General features: G+C 57.9%; 20 protein-coding genes and 3 pseudogenes. 7 read left to right on the plus strand and 16 right to left on the minus strand.

The genetic code is table 11. The annotated features are described in order from the left end of the window. Window positions 1-271 precede the first annotated feature (271 nt). Entirely contained in the window at window positions 272-520 is a 249-nt protein-coding gene (locus tag NHF48_RS01150) for a hypothetical protein (protein ID WP_253069769.1), read from the plus strand. Between the two features lie 200 nt (window positions 521-720). Here the strand turns inward: NHF48_RS01150 and NHF48_RS01155 are convergent, their stop codons facing one another. The 5 genes from NHF48_RS01155 to NHF48_RS01175 form a co-directional block, all read right to left on the minus strand. Further along, window positions 721-1044 (minus strand): hypothetical protein, encoded by a 324-nt coding sequence (locus tag NHF48_RS01155; protein ID WP_253069770.1) that lies wholly within the window; start codon window positions 1042-1044, stop codon window positions 721-723. A 494-nt stretch (window positions 1045-1538) separates the two neighbouring features. Beyond that, complete coding sequence (locus NHF48_RS01160; RefSeq protein WP_253069771.1) at window positions 1539-2552, minus strand: cation diffusion facilitator family transporter; 1014 nt, start codon at window positions 2550-2552, stop codon at window positions 1539-1541. A gap of 118 nt (window positions 2553-2670) precedes the next feature. Next, window positions 2671-2853: a hypothetical protein gene (locus tag NHF48_RS01165; protein WP_253069772.1), complete on the minus strand. Its 183-nt coding sequence runs from the start codon at window positions 2851-2853 to the stop codon at window positions 2671-2673. A 53-nt stretch (window positions 2854-2906) separates the two neighbouring features. Continuing rightward, window positions 2907-3089 (minus strand): CsbD family protein, encoded by a 183-nt coding sequence (locus NHF48_RS01170; protein WP_253069773.1) that lies wholly within the window; start codon window positions 3087-3089, stop codon window positions 2907-2909. Window positions 3090-3247: 158 nt separating this feature from the next. Beyond that, window positions 3248-4342, minus strand: a complete 1095-nt coding sequence (locus NHF48_RS01175; protein WP_263816581.1) for an endonuclease/exonuclease/phosphatase family protein — start codon at window positions 4340-4342, stop codon at window positions 3248-3250. A 127-nt stretch (window positions 4343-4469) separates the two neighbouring features. Here NHF48_RS01175 and NHF48_RS01180 point away from each other — a divergent pair, with 127 nt between their 5' ends. Continuing rightward, complete coding sequence (locus tag NHF48_RS01180) at window positions 4470-5177, plus strand: DUF6629 family protein (protein ID WP_253069775.1); 708 nt, start codon at window positions 4470-4472, stop codon at window positions 5175-5177. A gap of 205 nt (window positions 5178-5382) precedes the next feature. Here NHF48_RS01180 and NHF48_RS01185 read toward each other — a convergent pair. The 4 genes and pseudogenes from NHF48_RS01185 to NHF48_RS01200 all read right to left on the minus strand — a co-directional run. After that, a pseudogene (locus tag NHF48_RS01185) lies at window positions 5383-5571 on the minus strand (MerR family transcriptional regulator); the annotation flags it as partial. Continuing rightward, window positions 5568-7838 (minus strand): annotated as a pseudogene (locus NHF48_RS25665) (heavy metal translocating P-type ATPase). The pseudogenes NHF48_RS01185 and NHF48_RS25665, both read right to left, overlap by 4 nt. A 503-nt stretch (window positions 7839-8341) precedes the next feature. After that, window positions 8342-8719: a DUF4142 domain-containing protein gene (locus tag NHF48_RS01195; protein WP_253069776.1), complete on the minus strand. Its 378-nt coding sequence runs from the start codon at window positions 8717-8719 to the stop codon at window positions 8342-8344. Between the two features lie 458 nt (window positions 8720-9177). After that, the gene (locus tag NHF48_RS01200) at window positions 9178-9480 is read right to left on the minus strand and encodes a hypothetical protein (protein ID WP_253069777.1); all 303 of its coding nucleotides are present in this window, start codon (window positions 9478-9480) and stop codon (window positions 9178-9180) included. A 104-nt stretch (window positions 9481-9584) separates the two neighbouring features. Between NHF48_RS01200 and NHF48_RS01205 the strand changes: the two genes are divergently transcribed. Both NHF48_RS01205 and NHF48_RS01210 read left to right on the plus strand, forming a co-directional pair. Next, window positions 9585-10163: a Crp/Fnr family transcriptional regulator gene (locus NHF48_RS01205; RefSeq protein WP_253069778.1), complete on the plus strand. Its 579-nt coding sequence runs from the start codon at window positions 9585-9587 to the stop codon at window positions 10161-10163. Continuing rightward, window positions 10156-10431: a helix-turn-helix domain-containing protein gene (locus tag NHF48_RS01210; protein WP_253069779.1), complete on the plus strand. Its 276-nt coding sequence runs from the start codon at window positions 10156-10158 to the stop codon at window positions 10429-10431. Before NHF48_RS01205 ends, NHF48_RS01210 begins: the two co-directional genes overlap by 8 nt. A 257-nt stretch (window positions 10432-10688) precedes the next feature. On the opposite strand, the pseudogene NHF48_RS01215 reads toward NHF48_RS01210, so the two are convergent. The 4 genes and pseudogenes from NHF48_RS01215 to NHF48_RS01230 all read right to left on the minus strand — a co-directional run. Continuing rightward, window positions 10689-10907 (minus strand): annotated as a pseudogene (locus NHF48_RS01215) (YhjD/YihY/BrkB family envelope integrity protein); the annotation flags it as partial. 378 nt (window positions 10908-11285) lie between these two features. Further along, window positions 11286-11477, minus strand: a complete 192-nt coding sequence (locus tag NHF48_RS01220) for a hypothetical protein (protein WP_263816582.1) — start codon at window positions 11475-11477, stop codon at window positions 11286-11288. Between the two features lie 182 nt (window positions 11478-11659). Continuing rightward, window positions 11660-11944, minus strand: coding sequence for a hypothetical protein (locus tag NHF48_RS01225; protein ID WP_253069782.1), 285 nt, complete (start codon window positions 11942-11944; stop codon window positions 11660-11662). Window positions 11945-12036: 92 nt separating this feature from the next. Further along, entirely contained in the window at window positions 12037-12459 is a 423-nt protein-coding gene (locus tag NHF48_RS01230; RefSeq protein WP_253069783.1) for a hypothetical protein, read from the minus strand. Between the two features lie 571 nt (window positions 12460-13030). Between NHF48_RS01230 and NHF48_RS01235 the strand changes: the two genes are divergently transcribed. The 3 genes from NHF48_RS01235 to NHF48_RS01245 all read left to right on the plus strand — a co-directional run bounded on the left by NHF48_RS01235 (window position 13031) and on the right by NHF48_RS01245 (window position 15694). Continuing rightward, complete coding sequence (locus NHF48_RS01235; RefSeq protein WP_253069784.1) at window positions 13031-13270, plus strand: hypothetical protein; 240 nt, start codon at window positions 13031-13033, stop codon at window positions 13268-13270. Window positions 13271-13535: 265 nt separating this feature from the next. Then, the gene (locus NHF48_RS01240) at window positions 13536-14876 is read left to right on the plus strand and encodes a DUF2252 family protein (protein ID WP_253069785.1); all 1341 of its coding nucleotides are present in this window, start codon (window positions 13536-13538) and stop codon (window positions 14874-14876) included. A 575-nt stretch (window positions 14877-15451) separates the two neighbouring features. Then, window positions 15452-15694: a hypothetical protein gene (locus NHF48_RS01245; protein ID WP_253069786.1), complete on the plus strand. Its 243-nt coding sequence runs from the start codon at window positions 15452-15454 to the stop codon at window positions 15692-15694. A 374-nt stretch (window positions 15695-16068) separates the two neighbouring features. Here the strand turns inward: NHF48_RS01245 and NHF48_RS01250 are convergent, their stop codons facing one another. The 3 genes from NHF48_RS01250 to NHF48_RS01260 form a co-directional block, all read right to left on the minus strand. Beyond that, complete coding sequence (locus NHF48_RS01250) at window positions 16069-17937, minus strand: glycoside hydrolase family 15 protein (RefSeq protein WP_253069787.1); 1869 nt, start codon at window positions 17935-17937, stop codon at window positions 16069-16071. A 521-nt stretch (window positions 17938-18458) separates the two neighbouring features. Further along, a complete protein-coding gene (locus NHF48_RS01255; RefSeq protein WP_253069788.1) occupies window positions 18459-18620 on the minus strand; it encodes a hypothetical protein in 162 nt (53 codons plus the stop codon). 258 nt (window positions 18621-18878) lie between these two features. Beyond that, complete coding sequence (locus NHF48_RS01260; protein WP_263816583.1) at window positions 18879-19385, minus strand: recombinase family protein; 507 nt, start codon at window positions 19383-19385, stop codon at window positions 18879-18881.

The raw sequence follows: 19385 nt of genomic DNA on the forward strand, positions 1-19385 counted from the left end.
CGAACATCCGAATGCGGCACCGTCTATGGAAACGGAATCAGTAGCAACATTCGAGGGAGCATGGCGCTAATTTGCCAGATACGGCTTTCACCGATGCCGACGTACACCATCTGGCTCCACTCGCTGACATACATCAACCGTACACTGCCGCTACTACCGCAGACTGACAGCGAAAGCGTTCTCCCACCGGCCTAGGAGGCCTAAATGCAGCGATTTCGCACCGTGCTCTACGGGCGCATGACGGCCGCCATTCTCACCGGCGCGTTGGCGGTTGGTCCGTTTGATGGCGCAGGAACTGCCGACCGACCAACAGCTGCAGGCAGCGTTCGGCGCGGTTCACAATCACCTTGGCCTTATGGAATATTGTATGGGCAAGGGGTTCGCCACTGACGTCGACGTCGCCAATACGCGCAAGTCGGTCGTCGCGGCAGTCGCAGGCATGACCGTGGGCCCGGCGATGCTTGCCCTGCAGGGCGTAGGTCGACGCGGTGACATCGTCGGGCCACGGTCATCGGCCTGATGGACTCGAGCAACCCGGCCCGCCCCGAAGAGGTACGCGAAGGACAGACGATGTCGCTGGCGGACAATGCCCGCGCGCAGAAGTCGTCCGAACGCACACTCTGCAGGCAAATTGCGGAACAAGCTTCCGCCGTTTTGGAGGCGGCATCGAGCGCGGCATCTGATAGATAACCTAGGGCTAGTCGCGTCAACGTCTTGCAATCAGTTCGGTCCCCCGTCCAAATCACCGACGCATTGTACGTCGGGCTCCGTTTTCGCCAGGCGTTGCAAGTCCCCAGTCCGCGCGACGATGCCCGGAAAGATCGCGTCGGGAGTAGCCGTGTAGGTCCGGAGAAGCTGCAGGGCCCAAGCATAATGCCGCGCGCCGATCGCGCAGCTGTTGCTGCCGCCATCACCCTCGCCCCAAACTTTGCGCCACCCAGCCTGGACGTCGCGCTTCAGGATGGCCTGGAAGGTCCCGACCGGTCCTTCTCCGCGAACATACGCGATCCCATCCGGGCCTGCCAAAAAGGACGCGAAACGCACGGAAGGTGAAACGCGATTGTGCACTATCGTCGCCCGCGTGGAGCTTCTTGACGATCGCGGAGCGTTCTGGGCTTCCGGGAGCGGGCGTATGGACGGCGGGCGCCGCGGCCAGCGCCGCTCGCGCCAGCGCCAACGCAAGCATCGTCGCGACGCCCGATAAATAGTAACGCCTCATATCAGAAGCCCGAAGCTATAAATCGGTCGCTCGCGCCAGCTGACTGCCACCGTCAATATCGCGCTCGAACCGTACCCGAGTGGCTATACCGTTCTGTGGCTAGGCTCCGAACATGTTCAGCTCGTTGGCCGATTTCTTCCCATCGCTCGGCGGATCGAAATGCCCGAATTCGAACATTAGGAAGGATGGCATTCGCAGCTTCTGCGCGTTCAGCGTCCGCACGCTCTCGGTACAATTTCGCATCGTCACTCATATCAGGCGGTTATCCCTTCTTTGGGTAAGGAGCGACGGAATCGCAGACGGCTTGCGATCGCAGCACCTAGTGCGGAGTTGCTGAGGCGGGCTCGTTTTCGGCTTCATCGTCCTCACGATCGAGAGCATCTGCATCCTCGCCAATGTCTTCCAGGGCCTCGCGGTGTCGCGCGGTAGATTGTGCTTCGATGTAGACGCGTCGCACCTCAGGAAACTCCTCCCGGATACCATCTTCGACGTCAGACACGATACGTTCGACGGTGCCGGCCAGCGTGTCATCGACAAAATCCGCTGACACCAGAACCAGTACCTCCGAAGGGCCAAAGTGCATCGTCCGCACCTCATTGACCTGCTCGATAGGTTTGACCCGATCAAGAATCTCGCGCAGTCGGTTCTCGATCGCAGGATCAGCTGCCTGACCGGTCATCAGAACATAGCAGCGGCGAGCCAGGCTAAGCGCAGTGACCGCTAGAATCACGCCGATGGCGATCGAGGTCCACCCATCCAGCACCGGCATGTCCAGCAAGACCGCAAGCCCGATACCGGTAAGCGCGGCAACCAAGCCGGCGAGTGCGGCCGTTTCTTCATAGACGACAGCAAAGACCGTAGGATCGCGGTTCTGCCGGATCGTCTCCATCATTCCCAGATTGCGGCGTTTTGCTTCTTTGCGAACCTGTCGAAGAGCCACCATCAGCGAGGAGCCCTCCAAGACAATGGCAACGATCAGGATCACCACGTTCACCCACGCGCTTTCGATCGGCTCGGGGTGGGCAACCTTCTCGGCCCCCTCATAGATGGCGACGCCTGAACCCAGAGCGAAAACTGCCATGGCAACGACGAAACCCCAGAAGTAGAGGCGCAAGCCATATCCAAACGGATGTGACGCATCGGCCGGACGGCTCGCGTCCTTCAGACCGAACAGCAGCAGGATCTGGTTACCGGTATCGACAAGACTATGAATGCCTTCCGACGCCATGGCGGAAGACCCGGTATAGGAGGCCCCGCAGAACTTTGCGACGGCGATACCGGCGTTAGCGGCAAGGGCGGCGAAGAGGGTATGTTTGGAGGAGTGTGCGGACATGCCTCCCTATCGCTTGAACTAGGGTTGCCGGCCAATGTTTGTTGAAAACATCTGTCGAATGTCAACGGTTGCTAGGGGCTGCGACCAGTCCGAAGCCTCATCACCCCCGGCGCGACGGTCAGTTATCGTTGTCGGCATCGTGTGAGGGTATGACGTTGAACGCACCCAGGTCGTCCATTTCCTCGACGATAGCGATCACCTGTTGCTCGATCTCGATGAAGGTTTTCGAGATATCGATCGTCCAGCGCTGCTCAATCATACGTCCGATATAGAGGGATCCAAATTGCTTCACAAAGGCCACGAAAAAGGCCGCTCTACCTTAGGTGGAGCGGCCTAATTTTGCAGTGGCAGGGATCAGACGTTGTCGCCGAGTGCGCCCTTTACGCTACCTTTTACGTCCTGACCGGTCCCCTTGAGCTGCTGTGCCTTGCCCTCGGCCTCCAGCTGCTCGTTGTCGGTCGCGTCGCCGTAAAGCTCCTTGGCCTTGCCGGCGATCTTGTTGCCTGCTGCATCGAGCTTGTCGGTGAATTCACCCATGGTCGTCTCCTGCTGATCAATCACGAAATCGTTTCGGTATCGACCAACAAACGAGGCGCGACCGCGGCGGTTCCGCAACTCACGCTCTGCACGAGATCAGCAGCAACGATCCTTTGCTGGGAGGTCTGGAAAACCGACCTTTCCACCTCAGCGCAGGATTAGCGAGTAGCGCACACGTCGGCCGGCACTGCATCTATTTTTCGAGTTTCGGAGGCATTCACGTTCCACGTAAGCCTATAGGTTACGAGAAGTCCGTCATGATCGGACAGCTTGGGATTGCCCTTGGAGCCGTCGAACATCGCCTGGACGCGGATCGGCACAAGGATCGTATTATGGGGTGAGCGAAACAGCTGGAGGTCCTGCGTATCCATCCAGGGAGCGTTGCCATCCCACGACATTTGAACATCGCAAAATAGGCGCTGTCGCGCGCACCATTCATGGACCAGCATCATTCGATCGGACACGTTCTCAAACTGACGAAATCGCTCCGGAGAACCCTTCATATTGAAGTCGCCTCCGAGGATCATGGCTGCATCGGCATTGCCGTTCCTCGTAATGAAGGATCCGAGTTCGGCAACTTGAAGCCCGTGTGCTTGCAGGTGCCGCGCGGGCGCGACGCGCGATGCCCCTTGCGAGTTAAGATGTGTATTGATCAAGTCGATAGCGATCGGAACATTTGGTATCGCAATGCGCGCGGATAACATTCCCTTGTTACTAAGGCAGTCGAATCCCGCGCAGCGATGAATTCCATAAGGTTCGGACGTTGTATAGGTGATTGGAAAGCGACTGAAGATCGCCAGACCCGAATTCACAAGGTGAAAACCCGTTTCTCCTTTTCTGCGGTTATAGGGGCTTGGCATTGGTCGCACCGCAGGAAGTATTTTTTGTTGGGTTCGTGCCGGTCCGGTTACAACGTTGGCGTACCCAATGTTTGTCATGGAGCGAACGGCCGTTCGGCTGAACATCTCCTGGACCATGACGATATCGGGCGCTTTGTCACTACGCCGAAGGTCGGCAAGCCTGGCTGCGATCTCGCGTAGTGACCCACCTCGCTTGCCGCGCGCCGGCCAAGCCAGTCCTTCGATGTTGTAGCTCAACACATCGAACGTCGTGCTCGCGGTTCGACCGTCGTTGGAAATTTCTATTGGTGGCACTCCGCCTTGGCTACATTCCGATAGCAAGGGAGCGGGAAGCGAGACGCAGCCTGCGAGCGCGACCACGGCAAAGATAGAAACTACTGAACGACGATCCATATCCCTGGGCCATAACAAGCAAGGCGTATCAGGCAAGGAAGGTAACAGCGGCGACGGCGAGCCATGCTGGCTATGTGGCATGAAACACGCCACGCCATCACACCACCAACAGCTTGAATGACCGCCCATGTGCTTTTCGGCTACTGCAAGCTTCGTCGCCTCCGGGGTGCTGGCAACGATCGGTGTGGCGACGCTGCGTCACGTGCGCGAACCGCGCGCACTGCTCTTCGCTTCCATGCCGCTGCTATTCGCTGGGCATCAGCTCTGCGAAGGGCTGGTCTGGCTCGCATTCCACGGCGAGATCGGACAGATTGCGCCCCACCATGTTGCGCTCCTGTTCATGCTGTACGCGCTCGGGATCCTCCCGACGTTGATGCCGGCAGCGGTGGCGTTGATGGAACCTCCGGGCTGGCGGCGCATCGCGATCGTCGGAGTGACCATAGTTGGCGCCTTGGTATGCGCCTGGAATATCGCAGGCCTGATCCTGTTCCCGATCCATGCCTTCGTCGAGCACTCTTCGATCGCGTATCGCAACGCGATGACCAGCAACATGGTAATGTCGATCATATACATCTTGTCGACGTGCGGCGCGCTGCTGCTGTCCAGCCACCGCGTCGTCAGAACGTACGGCGTCGTCAATGTAATCGGACTGCTGATCGTCCACTTGGTCAAAGGCTATGCCTTTGCCTCAGTCTGGTGCTTCTACGCCGCGATCATGAGCGTGATGATCTATTGGCAGTTCCATGAGCGCGAGATCGACGTCGAGACACCGAACGGCACTTCCCCCGTCCACAAGCCGTTCCTGCTGTCGTGGCTTCGGGGATCCCAAACATAGGCGGCTGGATCGCCACCCTGAACGTCCGGGTGATGGGCAAAACTGGCCCAGCCGCTTTTGAGCGCTTACTGCCAGCCGCGCCCTGTCGGGAAACACACGATAGTCGCCAGTCGGAGTTGGCGACGGGGATTTGCGACGATTAAAGGGCTGTCGCTCGAAATCACCTGTTTGTCGAGCATCCGAGAAAGCGACAGCGTTTTCCGCCACGGATTTCCTCGATCGGAAAGCCCAAGTCGCGGGCATTGGCGATGAAACGAAGGCGATGAACGTCGCTATCGGTATAGTCCCGGTAGGTGCCACGTCGAACTGGCGCGGGCACCAGGCCAATCTTCTCATAATGGCGGATCATCCGCTGCGAGACGCCGCTGGCACCTGATGCAGTCCCGATGTTCATAGATTCACCGTGTTCAGCCGCAGTGCGTTGAGGACCACGGTAAAGGACGAGAGCGCCATCGCTGCGCCGGCCAGCATCGGCGAGAGCAGAATGCCCGCCACGGGGTAGAGCACTCCGGCTGCGACCGGCACGCCGATACCGTTGAACAGGAAGGAGAAAAACAGATTCTGCCGGATATTCCGCATTGTCGCCTGCGCGAGCTTGCGCGCTCGCACGATCGCCGAAAGATCGCCGCGCATGAGCGTCATCCCGGCGCTTTCGATCGCCACGTCCGTTCCCGTGCCCATCGCCAGGCCTACGTCCGCAGCTGCCAGCGCTGGAGCGTCGTTGATGCCATCACCGGCCATCGCGACCTTGGCACCGGACGCTTTCAGCTCGCCGATGATACGCGCCTTATCTTCAGGGAGCAGACCGGCGCGCACGTCGTCGAGCCCGCCAACCGCGCGCGCGACCGCATCGGCGGTCGTTTGGTTGTCACCGGTCAGCATGATGATGCGGAGCCCTTGTTGGCGAAGCGCGGCGATTGCCTCACTGGCATTGGCGCGGACCGGATCGGCAACCGCGAGCAGCCCGGCAAGAGCGCCATCAATCGCCACTAGAATGACGCCTGCACCGTCGCCGCGATGACGATTGGCGGCTTCATCGAGCGGCTTAGGATCAGCGCCAACCCGGCTCATTTGCGCGGCATTCCCGATCACGACCGACCGGCCGTCCACCGTGGCACTCACACCCAGACCAGTTTGGGAGACGAAATTGGCGACCGTCCCGAGCTGCAATTCACGTTCGTTAGCGGCGACGACGATCGCGTGGGCGAGAGGGTGTTCGGATTGCCCTTCCACCGCAGCAGCGAGGGCAAGCAGATCGTTTTCCTCGCCGGCACCGACCGTTTCAACCGCGATCAGCGACGGTTTGCCCTCCGTAAGCGTGCCGGTCTTGTCGATGACCAGCGTATCGACCTTTTCGAGCCCCTGTAGCGCTTCGGCATTCTTGACCAGCACGCCTGCCTGAGCCCCGCGGCCCGTCCCGACCATAATCGACATGGGAGTAGCGAGACCGAGCGCACAGGGACAGGCGATGACCAGCACCGCAATGGCGTTGAGCAACGCATGACCCATCCGCGGCTCCGGCCCGACCAACGACCACACCACGAAGGTCGCGACAGAAACAAGAACGACCAGGGGCACGAACCAGCCCGATACCCGATCGGCGACCGCCTGAATTGGAGCACGGCTGCGCTGCGCATCGGCGACCATGCGGACGATGCGGGCGAGCATCGTATCCGAGCCGACAGCGCGCGCTTCCACGACGAGGCTTCCTGTGCCGTTGACCGTGCCCCCCGGTGACCGCCGCCTCGACTTCCTTGAGGACCGGTGCGGGTTCGCCGGTGAGCATGGATTCATCGACCGAGGAGCGCCCCTCGATCACCACGCCGTCAACGGGGATCGCAGCCCCGGGGCGAACACGCAGGCGATCGCCGGTTGCCACATCAGCAAGGCTGACTTCCTCCTCTGAGCCGTCCGATCGCACCCGACGCGCAGTCTTGGGGGCAAGATCCATGAGGGCACGTATCGCGCGTCCCGTTGCCGCCCTTGTGCGCAGTTCCAGACCCTGTCCGAGCAGCACCAGCGCCACCACGACGCCAGCGGCCTCGTAGTAAACCGGGACCACGCCCCCGTGCATTCGGAACGTCGGGGGAAGATGCCCGGCGCAACCGTCGCGACCAGGCTGTAGAGGAACGCTGCACCGACCCCGATCGAAATCAGGGTGAACATATTGAGATGGCGGGTGCGAAGCGAGGTCCATCCCCGCTGGAAGAATGGAAAGCCCGCCCACAACACGATTGGAGCGGTGAGCGCGAGCTGTACCCAAGGCGATGCGGCAGGACTGACGACATGAACGCCGAGTATTTCGGCGATCATCGAGATCGCAAGCAGCGGCACGGCGAGCACGCCCGCTACCCATAGCCGGCGCGTGAAATCCACCAGTTCAGGATTAGGCCCATCGTCGAGCGACGGCTCTTCCGGTTCGAGCGCCATGCCGCAAATCGGGCACGTCCCTGGTCCCTCCTGACGAATTTGCGGGTGCATCGGGCACGTCCAGATTGCTCCTGGTGTTGCCTTGGGTTCCGGTTTCGGCTTGTCGCCAAGATAGGCGTCAGGATTGGCGACAAATTTGCTCCGGCACCCCGCGCTGCAAAAATGATAAGTTTGGTCGGCGTGCTCGGCGTGATGCGTTGTTTTCGCCGGATCGACGGTCATCCCGCACACCGGGTCCGTGACTGTGGCCGCGCCGTCAGCGGCCTTGCCATCGGCGCAGCAAGTCCCTGATTCGGCGGTTTGTTTTTTCGTCACCGGCGTGCCTGGGCAACAGGACGAGGGCGCAACAGCGGCCTGTGCCGCTGGCTTTGCCGAGCAGCCGCAACCCCCGGCATGGGAATGGGAATGAGGGTCGTTCATGACCTGAAACTCCTTCGACCCGAGGGTATGTAGGGTCTAACACCATGTCAGGGGTCAAGGCCGGGTGCCGGCTATTCGTGATAGGGTCGCACTATATGCAACGCGACAGGCGGGGCTTGCCCTTGAATATGCGAGCCGCACCCCGTTCTCTGCGGTGTTGAGTCTCCGCAGGTCCTCGATGTGCCCCGGCCGCCGGTACTGCTATCGTCACAGTCTGACGAAGGTACCGGGCCGCGCCTCATCGTGGGAGGCCGGCTCCAAGTCACATGCCGGATATCCCTTTCTGCAGCTTGTTCGCCGCACTCAGATGACGGTTAATGGGCCCAGACCTCTTTTTTTGCGCTGCGCCGAAGCGCAGGGTCATCGCCAGCGTTCGCATAATAAGAGCTTAGGCCAAACGCGGCACGATGCGCCGGAATCTGCTGGCCAAGGTAGAGACGGTCGAAGTCGGTTGTCGATGCGGTCTGTAACTCGCTGATAGATGCGGCGGAGCCGGTATCCAGCGCAGGCGGTGGCGGATTCAGCCCATTTTTCACGGCGACCTCCATAGTCTTCGCCATCGTCTTCGTATGATCTTCGATAAGTCTTGATGCAAACTGACGAATCTTCAAGTTCTGCGACTTTTTTAGTGCAATCTGGCTGGAATTAATCTCGTAAAGATCACCCGTCGTCACCGCCTTTACGTATGCCATCGCGCTGTTTCTAGCTTCCGGAGGCGGAGGAGGTGGGGGGCGTTTGTGCTAGCGCAGGCGCAGTGCTGGCGAGCATCATTGATATGATGAATTTAGAGAACTTCATAAAATGCTTCCTCCGAATGTCGAATTTCCGTTTATCGGTAATGCTCGGTAATCTAAATGGGATCGGTGGCATATTGAACCGAGAGTCATCTTTGGTATTTATCAAAAAATTATTTACAATTGAATTTTCCCCCATAGTCAAATATACATTTTTTATATTAAGTAGTAAATCAAACGATTTTATCGCTAATAAGCTCGTGTATGCAAAAAGGTAGTATAACGAGCAGCTGAGGCGCAACCTCAAATTCATTATTGTGATATATGATTTGCCAATCAAAGTGCATCGGTCAAATAAAGACTAATCATGAACGTGAAGTCATAAATTGGTAATTTGGCAGAAGACTACCCGTTAGTTACGGCGTGATATCTCGAGGATCAGTGCGCTGATCAAATTTCAAGCTCGCGGTTATGCGGCCAATAAGATGCAGGGAATATCGCGCTGTATCTTCCGATTCAATTTCTTGGGAAGCGATCTCTTCCTTCACTTCACATGCAGTTGTCACGATGCCGAGGGCTTCGTCGACGCTCAGCAGGCCTTTTTCGAGCATGCCGTGTAATAGGCTTTCCACCAGCAGAAGGGAGGCCTGCCCGTGCGCGTCCGGGTCGGGCCGTGTTGCTGCTCGGAGGCGATTGGGATCGTTGTCGCCTGATTTCATGGGTTCCGCCTTTGTTACAGGAGAATCGGGATCTCTCAGTCTCCGACGGCCTGAAAACCGCTTGTCGGGGATGAACCGATTTACCGCGATGACCGAGGGCAACGATGATCTCAGTCAAGAAGGTGGTGAAAGTCGACACTATGCAATATCGCAAATGGCCAACAGGAAATCGCGGCATGCCGAACCCATTCTTAAAAAAGCTCGCAAGCCGGGTCCCGCTTTCCGGGGGAGATACATCTTTTCTCCAGGATGCATGCGGCAATGTTCGCCATTTTCCGGCCAAATATGACCTTATTCGGGAGGGAGACGAGCCCGGGGCGGTATTCGTGTTTCTCGAAGGCTGGGGTTGCCGATACAAGATCTTGCCCGAGGGAGAACGCCAAATTCTGGCATTTCTGATGCCGGGCGACTTTTGCGACATGCATACCTCGGTACTGAACGAGATGGATCACAATATCGCAACCGTCACGGCATCCCACGTAGCCATGATTCCGCGACAAAAAATGGAGGAGCTCATCCACCTGAGCCCGGCCATCACGCGGGCTTTTTGGCTGATGCAACTGGTCGATCTTGGTATAGCCCGGTCGTGGATCGCGAGCATGGGGCGTCGGGGGAAGCGTCGAGCGGGTCGCCCACCTGATGTGCGAACTTTACTTTCGGGCGAATGCTTTCTGCTTGGTTGAGGACGGCGAGTGCTCAATGCCGCTTAGTCAAATTTTACTGGCGGACGCGTTGGGACTGACGCCAGTCCATGTCAATCGGGTCCTTCGCAAACTTAAAGTCGCCGGCGTCATGAAGCTCGAACACAGTGCACTCATCATCGCCGATATCGCCCAGCTAGTTCGCGTGGCTGGCTTCGATGCTACCTATCTGCAGCGCCGTCTGAGCTCTGGTAAGGCCGCTCTTACGCACGCCACACGACCTGTGACGCAGCCTTGGGGCACCGGGTGACCTTTTGATGGCGGCCCGTTCAGGTGCGATAACAGCCGCGCAAACCAAGGCGTTCGCTGGAATTGTTTACATAGCATCACCACCGCTGCCGCCAGACGATGCAGACGATCGCGATAATGATCAGCGGGGGATGCTGGTGCCGTTTTAGCGGGACTCACTCCCCTGTGGGACGCCGGCTGATCAGAACTGAGATATTCGGACCCATCGGAGAGAGCGTCCAACGTGCCTGCCGAGAGACTTTCGAGCTAGTTGCAGTCTCACGCTCGCCTCGGTCGTGCGGCAGCCATGGCCTCGGCATTGAGCTTGGCACCTAACAAAAGGATATAGGCCGACATCATCAGCCAGAGCAGAAGGACGATGACCGCCGATAGCGAACCATATGTGCTGGCATAGTTCGCAACATGGCTGACGTAGAAGCGGAACGCTGAAGTCGCGCCGATCCATAACAGCACGGCAAACAGTGCTCCGGGAAGTGTCCAGACCCAGGGGGAGGCTCACCGGCCGCGGCATAGCGGTACGTCAGCGTCAACACTGATGCGGAACCCAGCGTCAGACAACCCCACAGCATACACTGGAATATCGTAGCCGTGCCTGGCAGCTCTGCGGGGACAAGGCCTTGGATCAGAGCTAGTGCGGAGATTGCGACAAGCGCCGCGAGCATCAAGCCGGCGCCTGCGACGACCACAGCGATCGCCACCAGCGCGCTCGCGATCGGTCCGCGATCCACTTGGATCCCGGTCGCTATATTGAGACCGTGCACAAGCGAACGGCCCGCGCGCCTCGCACCGAAAATAGTTATAGCAGCGGACAGTGCGAGCGCGAATACCCCCCGTCATGACGGGTCAGACTATTGGTTAGCCATGATTGCACCAGCGACCGGGCGCTCTGGGGGGAGGGACGACGATGACCGCAGCTATGTTCGCTTTGACCACTTCCCCGGGAACAGCCATTCCATAAACGAGTGCGACCAGGCTCAACAGCGGCAGGATCGAGAGGAACGCAGCGAAAGCGATCGAACTCGCGAATATGCCGTAATCGTCGAGCATCGCGCCATTTAGGGCGCGAGCGATGATTCTGGCCCAGATCCTGAGGGCGATCCACCACGGCGCGGTCGTCTCTTCAACGTCGATCTTCCGCGTCACCCGTCGCCAACACCGAGTGAGCGGATTTTCACTGAGGTCGGACCAAGTAAACACAGGCGTCCCTCGGGTTTGACCGAGCGATGCTGCTAGCGCACGGCCGCTGCTTCATTCGCGATGATCGCATCCTTCTGGGTATTGCTCATCGCCGCGGCGTTGAGATCTGCCGCGTCGATCGCGTCGCTGCGCTGCTCGCCCTTATCTCGGACCTGTTCGGCGCGGTCGGTCAGCACATCAGCGCGGTTCTCGAGTGCATCTGCACGGTTGTCTGCGGCCGCCTCGACGCGCCCGGCGAGCTTGTCGTCACCGTTGCCGCCGCATGCGGCCAGCGGCGTGACCGCGAGGACGCTAAGGATAAGTATTGGCAGTCGCATAAGAACTCCTTTAATGGCGGAAGAATGCCGCGCGGCAAGTGCTAAGAGACGTCGGCTCCGTGCATCACGTCGGATGCACGAGACCAGGCGCTTTAATAAAAGTCGGCGGTACGCGGTGACGGACGCTTGCAAGCTCGGTTATCGCCGCGCTTGCAGGCCTTTACCTGAAGGCGCCACGCCGCCATGGCCTTTGCATATGCCGTTTGTTGCCGGGCAAACCGACGATCGTACCGGTTCACGGCGCGATTATGCCGCGACCTCCTGACCTCGGCCATGTAGACGCGCTGATCCTGGCGATACTGCGCGCGGGCGTTTGACCGCATCCTATAATGATTTCCGTAAGCCCGGTTCAACTGATTTGCGGTCGGTTTGCGACGTGCGTCACCGCTTCGTTCGGGCGTCGAGTGCATCGCGCCAGTCTGATTCAAATCGAAACGCGCCGATGTGCTTTCAGCCATTGCTGGCACACCGGAGACCGCGATAAGCGCGGCGAGGAAAAATGCCTTAATCAACATGCTTGGGTATCCCGACATGAGTGTTTCGAGCTGGACGCCTGTCGATGACCGACCCGATTGGCAGCACTTTAGGACTCCATGCGCGACATGATCTTAACTGCGATCAATGCCTCGGCCAAGCTTCCGGAGGGTCGCCATCGCCGACTTTATGTTGCATACACTGGGACACGTCGCTGCGTAGACTATGTCTTGATGAGGGTTGCGTTAATACTGCTATAGTCTGAATAGGCGGGCGATCTTGCAGTAATGACTGTGGTAAAAGAACAGAGCCTAAAAGGTAGTTAAGGTTTAACTGAAGTGAAGATTCCACGCAGTTGTCATAATAAAAGATAATTTGTTAACCAACAGCAGAGTCTATATGTGCGATTACATCATTCTTTGCACTGCACTCAGTACGGGGGGCGGTCACCGACCACTATCTTGAAACCAGTCAAAGACGCTTCTGCGGCGATCGTCACGATGCTTCGCTCGGTCGAGGCTCGTCCGCTTCACCTCCCGTACAACACTGCTGATGGTACTTTACGGTAATAATCTGCGTATCCAGAAATATACCATTTTCTAATTAGATATCATGAACTCAAGTAACAAACCTGCTCGTCGTTTCACGTTCAACCCAGGCATCGATGTCGATGATAATCCAGTTGACGGGATGACGGTGGGTCTAGCTGCTATGAAATCCTTCAAATTTATCTTTGATGCATCGACCGCGACGGCGGACATTACGAACGTAGGCGCCTTCAACGGCGTGCTAAGGTTCTCTACTATGGTAGATACGAACTTCACAGATGTTCTAAAGGGCACAGTCCTGTGATTTACGCAGCCGCGCAAGCGCCAACAGGGGCGGGCTTCGCGCTGCCAACGCCGATCTATCGGATGCGTTTTGACGATGGTGCGGCGCTAACTTTCAAGACCATCGATACCGCGACGGCCCGCGAGACGGCACTGAGGAAGCTGTCGATAGTCGTCCCCTTGATCGATAAGGAGACAAGTCCGGACATGCCTGTCAAATGCATGGTCGCCGAGGGACGGACGAAGACAGGCGCAGATCATCCTATAAAGAGCAGGCGGACAATCGCATGAATGATGCGGATCGGACTAGACAAATCGTAGATGAGCTTGCGCGTGTCGATGGCGATCGACCCGGCGCGAAGTCACCGTCGGTGAAGCACGCGTTGATGGCGCAGAACCCCTTTCGTTTCCTGCGCGGTTCGGCCCAGTTATTTTATCACGACCTCGCCAATGGTTTGGTGACGCTACCGCTTCCTTTCGTGAACACCGCGCGGCAAACGACCGTTCTAGGTGATTGCCATATGGCAAATTTCGGGTTCGTTACGGAAAAGGGTTCTTATGGGAAGCACATTGTATTCGGGCCGAATGACTTCGACGAAGCCTGTATCGGGAGTGCTGGCTGGGACCTGACGCGGTTCATTACAAGCCTGTATGTCGGTGCCGATTTTGCCTGCGGTTTTAATGAAGGGCACTACGTCGAAGATGGCACCCGCCGTCATCATGACCTTAAAGTGCCTCGACCCGAGGACGTCACGAAAGCAGCACAAGCTTTTCTGACGCGCTACGCAGCGGTTTGCCTTGAGATCGTTGATGATCGTACCGTGAGGCGGCGCACGCTCGATAGCTTTGGGAAGCACCATCCACTACGCCACTTCCTCAAAAAGGCTCGCAAGCGCGCGATCGGCGGCAAAAACTTCGAAACCAAAAGTTCTCTTGGTAAGGCAGTGGCGATCCGGGGCGCAGGATTGCAGTTCAAGAATGATCCAGAGCGCTATCTGCGTCTTGATCCAGCGACCGAACGATCTGTTCGTGAAGCGTTCAGGCCTTATGTCGATGACGAGGTGCTCGACGTGGTCCGGCGTCTTGGCCAAGGCACTGGATCGATCGACATGCCACGATACTATCTTCTCGTTGGTCCACGTGGTGCCTCGACGCATGCAGAGTTGCCGATGTGTCAGATAGTCGAGGTGAAGCAGCAGCGTGCCGCCGCGGCCCTTCATAACTTTCCAAGCGTCGATCCCCGAAATTGCGTCGGGCCGGCGCATTTGACTGTCAATGTTCAGCGGCGCGTTCAGCGCGAACCCGACTTGTTGCTCGACCACGCGGAGTGGGACGGGGCCTATTGGCTAATTCGCTCACGTCATCATGCTCGCGTTACCGCCCGTCCGGAGCAGATCTTTCTGTCCAAGGGCGGTGGCGCAAAGCGGTTGAAGAAATATGCCGAAGCGTGCGGTGAGGCTCTGGCTCTTGCTCATTCACGCGGCGACAGCCGTTCAGTTCGATTCGAAATCTCGATTGCGGCAGCATTTTGTCAAGATGGCGATGCTTTGGTCGAGACGGCTTGCGCCTATGCCGCACTGACAATCGAGGACTGGCGGCGCTTCCGCACATTTGTTCTACTCACCTGAGAACGTGCGGCGCGTCGCCCGTGCGTAATAGCCCAAGTTTGTGCATCGGCGCCGATGCACAGCCCCATTGCGCCGGACATGACTGCAAGCAACTTGAAAAACTGAGAACGGCTACTGGCGCCATAAGTACCGCCGGCGCGTAAGAGATTACTGTCGCATCGCAACCTTTGTGCGGGATAAGAAATTATGATTGATAAAACAGACTGTGCCAAAACCGAGCTTCATCTCGGGTTGCAGATTAAAATCCAAAAACTGAATAATGATATGATTATTGATTATGATCAATAATAGATCATAATATAATTCTAGAAATTTATCATAGGTCTCGCGACAAATAGAGTTTTGTGGTATGATTCTTGCCCATATCTTGAGAGGAGTCTCGATATTCTTTCGCCGTTATAAAGATCAACGTAGAAAAGCTACCCGGATAGATGCGAGATGGACGCCTTTCGAGACGTCGTAATAATGATACATTCTCGGGGATTACGGGTAGTCATTTCGTTCAAGTTTGCTCACGATTTCGATGGCGATCTACCCCGCGCCGCGGGCCTTGGCCTTTCAAAGGAGAGTTTCTAATGACGGCACTTCAACTCGTATTTCTCGGGGCGGTAGTAGCGGTGCTTGCTGTGGTCTGGTTTCGGAACCGCCGCACCGTGCGGAACCGAAAAGCAGATGCGAATGGCTTGGCGCGCGGCGTGGTTGGTGAGGCTGCCACGGCTTACGAAGATGTCGCGGGTCAGTTCATTGACAAAAGCGACGACCGGCCACGGCGCTCCAACGCCACACGCGATGCCGTTGATAAGACTGAAGGTTCATAAACTCAGAGCGCGGCTCAATCCTCTGGGAAGCGAAGGTAATTAAGAGTGTGAAAGGCGTGATCAGGGCGTTTCCAGCGGCGTATGGTTGTGGATTTGCGGTGAAAACAGGACCCGGTAAGATCATGATAAGCCATTGAATATGATCTTATAGTTCGAATAGACGAGGTATAGATAGGAGCCGATCCGTACGCCTCCGAATTCACGTTTTAAATATATCAACGCTAGTTGTCCGCCCGCAGCGGGGTCGCAGTTTTGACGACTAGTAATAATCCGAAGTCTGTCTTCGTTTTTCGACTGAGAAAGCCATAACGCGACGGCATAACCGCACGATCCACGAAGCAAGGCTTTTTTACTATACCGACGTCGAGCGCAAATCACGCGCGAGCGCCATTCGCAAGATGTGCCGCCACGCCGCTCGCGGCTCCGGCGAGAGTGTGTGCCGAATTGATCAGCGCGAAGTGGCTGAACGCCTGTGGGAAATTGCCGAGCTGACGGCGGCTTGTCGGGTCGTACTCCTCGGCAAACAGCTGGAGATCGTTGCCGTAGGACAAAAGGCGCTCGAACAACGCAGTTGCTTCGTCCAGTCGACCGGAGACGGCGTAGGCGTCGCACAGCCAGAAGCTGCACGCCAGAAAGGCGCCTTCGCGACCCGGAAGTCCGTCGCCATCGTTCCCTTCAGCCTGATACCGGTAGACTACTCCGTCGACGAGTAGGTCACGTTCTATCCTGGCGATCGTACCTTGGACGCGCGGGTCGTCCACAGGCAGGAAGCCAAGCGTCGGAAGTTGCAGCAGCGCTGCGTCCACGCGATCCGCGCCGTAATATTGGACGAAGCTATTGCTCGCCGTGTCGAATCCATTCTGACAGATATCAGCATGAATCGCGTCGCGAGCGGCGCGCCAGTCGTTGACTGGGCCGTCCAGGTGAAAATCCTCTGCGCTTGCGATCATGCGGTCGAACGCCAGCCAACACATCACCTTGGAATGGACGAAGTGGCGCGGAGGGCCGCGCACTTCCCATAGCCCGGAATCTGGCTTTCGCCACAGGTCCAGCAAATGCGTCACGATTGCACGCTGGAGCGGCCATACTACGTCCATGTCTGGTAATCCGTCGCGCCGGGCGGCATCGAACGCACCGAGTACTGCACCGTAGACGTCGAGCTGGAGTTGTTCGTGCGCTGCATTGCCGACCCGCACCGGGCGACTTCCCTCATAGCCCGGGAGATGATCGAGCTCGATTTCGGACAGGCGGCGTTCCCCGCGCAGGCCGTACATGATTTGGAGCTTGTCCGGTGCTCCTGCAACCGCGCGCATCAGCCACCAGCGCCACGCGCCTGCTTCGGCTTGGTAACCTGAATCGGTCAGCGCATAGATCGTGAGCACCGCGTCACGGAGCCAGCAATAACGATAGTCCCAGTTGCGCACACCGCCTGACACCTCGGGAAGCGAGGTGGTAGGCGCTGCGACTATCCCACCGGTCGGGGCGTAAGTCAGCGCCTTGAGCGTCAGCAGTGAGCGCCGGACCGTATCGGCATACGGTCCAACATAGGTGCAGTCGGACGCCCAGCGCTGCCACTTCGCCTCCGTATGGCGCAGTAGCGCGTACGGATCACGAGGCATCGGCGGCGAGAGATGCGACGGGTAGTATTCCAGCGCGAAGGCCACCGTCTGCCCTTCGGTGACGGTGAAATCGGCATGCGTCACGAAATCGCGATTGGCCAAGTCTATACTACTGCTCAGGCGCACCGCGTCCGGACCCGCGACCGCATGGATCATGCCTTCCTTGCGTTCAACCCAAGGCATCCATGCGCCATAATTGAAGCGCATTCTGATCTCGGTACACAGCTCGACTGTGCCCTTGACGCCGCGGACGATGCGGATGAGTTCATGCGTGCCGCCTTCCGCCTTCAGCGGCATGAAATCGCACACCGTTGCCGTGCCGCCCGCTACCTTGATGGTCGTTTCCAGTATTATTGTCTCAGGCAGGTAACGGCGCGTGATGTGAGCGTCGGGATCAGTTGCTGTCAGCTGCCAACTGCCATGCTCGGGCGTTCCGAGTAAGGACGCAAAAATAGCTTCGGAGTCGAAGGCTGGCATACACAGCCATTCGATCGTGCCGTCTCGGTGAATTAACGCCGCGGTTTCCGTCGACCCGATCAAGGCGTAGTCCTCGATAAAGCGGCGCGGCGCGGCTGGCGTCTCGCTGGCAGACGCAGTAGTCAAATTATCGGCGCATAAAATCATTACGCGAGCCTAAACGAGCGCGCCGCCCCCTGCACTAGCCTTGTTCGCGAAGAGACAGACGACGCTCATGGTTGGATCGCGCCGTGCCGCGGGCGAGTTTGCGCGTTCATGCTGTTTAAAATGAAAATCTCTCGCACGCGGCGTCAGTTGAGATTACACTGATGTGTAGATAGGCGTCGAAACGGGACCCCACCATATCTGGTTGTAACTCCATCAAACGGCACGATAATCTCGGACTATGACGGGCCCGATCGGCACCGATCAGGACCCGCTTCAAAGCCAACTTTGCAATCGAAACAACTACTTGCGTTGCCGACAGGCGGGGTCCCGATTCCATGCCTATCTACAGTCAATCCGGGTATACCCTGAATGGCAATTTGATTTCGTCTGTTCAATCAGGGTCCGTTATTCAGTCGAACAAACGTTATTTGCATATGAGAGCAGCGACACTGCACATCGAGGACGCTGATGGCTGCGTCGCTTATGCTTTCCGCTACATCCGATCACTCTGGACTGCCGACTTAACCCTGCGTCGCCATCGGTGGCTGGTGTGGCTTTGCCTCGACTGCAGGCTTCTGCACTCGGAAGTAGAACGTGACCAACAGCGCCACCATGAGCACCAGTCCTATCGCTAAGCCGATGAGCATGACCTTTATCGGCTTGGTGTCGTTATGCTTCGCCATCGTTGTCTCCTGCTAAGCGAGAATAACCAGTGAACCAGGCGAATTGGTCCGGGGTGGACATTATGTCCACGTCATAGGCCGCCCCTTTGGGTCCTTCCGGGCATCCCGGGTATACCCTTCTGACAATCTCCCTTTGGACTGATCGTTGGCACCAATGAACATGTCGCATTGGTACCATCCAGATTAGACAGTTGGGCGAGAGACGCTGGCTCCTATAAATGCTGGCTTGGTAGACCGGCAGGGGAGGGGCGCTGGGTGTTAGCCATCCTCACCGGACGCAGGCTCGCCTTTGAGCAGCCGACGATCGCGAGCGATCTTCGCCAGGAGGGTGCGGCTGCAACCTGTTGCGTCCATAATCTCCCGCCAGCTACGGCCGTTGGCCAATAGCGAGGAGATGGCGGCGTTGCGGGTCTTGTTCTCTGGACGTCCCTTATAAAGGCCGGCCGCCTTGGCCTTGGCGGTGCCCTCAGCCTGACGGCGACGCCGATCTTCATAGTCTTTGCGTGCGACCGCGGCGAGGACGTCGAGCATCATCGCGTTGACTGCGGCAAACATGCGGGCGGTGAACTCGTCGGCCGGCGCCGTCAGGCTCCACGAAGTCGGCAAATCGAGTGCAACGATACGGACCTGTTTGGCGTCGATCAGGCCACGTAGCCGAAGCCAGTCCGGCGAGGTAAGGCGGGACAGTCGATCGACTTGCTCCACCAGCAGTATATCACCAGGTTCGCAGTCGGCCAGTAAGCGGAAAAGCTCAGGCCGATCCAA

The organism is Sphingomonas sp. H160509, from assembly GCF_024124765.2.
Classification (GTDB): domain Bacteria; phylum Pseudomonadota; class Alphaproteobacteria; order Sphingomonadales; family Sphingomonadaceae; genus Sphingomonas.

Coding starts and splice junctions, on each gene's coding strand:
- NHF48_RS01160 (WP_253069771.1), bottom strand. CDS start 2,552: ATGTCCGCACACTCCTCCAAACATACCCTCTTCGCCGCCCTTGCCGCT.
- NHF48_RS01170 (WP_253069773.1), bottom strand. CDS start 3,089: ATGGGTGAATTCACCGACAAGCTCGATGCAGCAGGCAACAAGATCGCC.
- NHF48_RS01175 (WP_263816581.1), bottom strand. CDS start 4,342: ATGGATCGTCGTTCAGTAGTTTCTATCTTTGCCGTGGTCGCGCTCGCA.
- NHF48_RS01180 (WP_253069775.1), top strand. CDS start 4,470: ATGTGCTTTTCGGCTACTGCAAGCTTCGTCGCCTCCGGGGTGCTGGCA.
- NHF48_RS01195 (WP_253069776.1), bottom strand. CDS start 8,719: ATGGCATACGTAAAGGCGGTGACGACGGGTGATCTTTACGAGATTAAT.
- NHF48_RS01200 (WP_253069777.1), bottom strand. CDS start 9,480: ATGAAATCAGGCGACAACGATCCCAATCGCCTCCGAGCAGCAACACGG.
- NHF48_RS01205 (WP_253069778.1), top strand. CDS start 9,585: ATGATCTCAGTCAAGAAGGTGGTGAAAGTCGACACTATGCAATATCGC.
- NHF48_RS01220 (WP_263816582.1), bottom strand. CDS start 11,477: ATGCTCGACGATTACGGCATATTCGCGAGTTCGATCGCTTTCGCTGCG.
- NHF48_RS01225 (WP_253069782.1), bottom strand. CDS start 11,944: ATGCGACTGCCAATACTTATCCTTAGCGTCCTCGCGGTCACGCCGCTG.
- NHF48_RS01230 (WP_253069783.1), bottom strand. CDS start 12,459: ATGTTGATTAAGGCATTTTTCCTCGCCGCGCTTATCGCGGTCTCCGGT.
- NHF48_RS01235 (WP_253069784.1), top strand. CDS start 13,031: ATGAACTCAAGTAACAAACCTGCTCGTCGTTTCACGTTCAACCCAGGC.
- NHF48_RS01240 (WP_253069785.1), top strand. CDS start 13,536: ATGAATGATGCGGATCGGACTAGACAAATCGTAGATGAGCTTGCGCGT.
- NHF48_RS01245 (WP_253069786.1), top strand. CDS start 15,452: ATGACGGCACTTCAACTCGTATTTCTCGGGGCGGTAGTAGCGGTGCTT.
- NHF48_RS01250 (WP_253069787.1), bottom strand. CDS start 17,937: ATGATTTTATGCGCCGATAATTTGACTACTGCGTCTGCCAGCGAGACG.
- NHF48_RS01255 (WP_253069788.1), bottom strand. CDS start 18,620: ATGGCGAAGCATAACGACACCAAGCCGATAAAGGTCATGCTCATCGGC.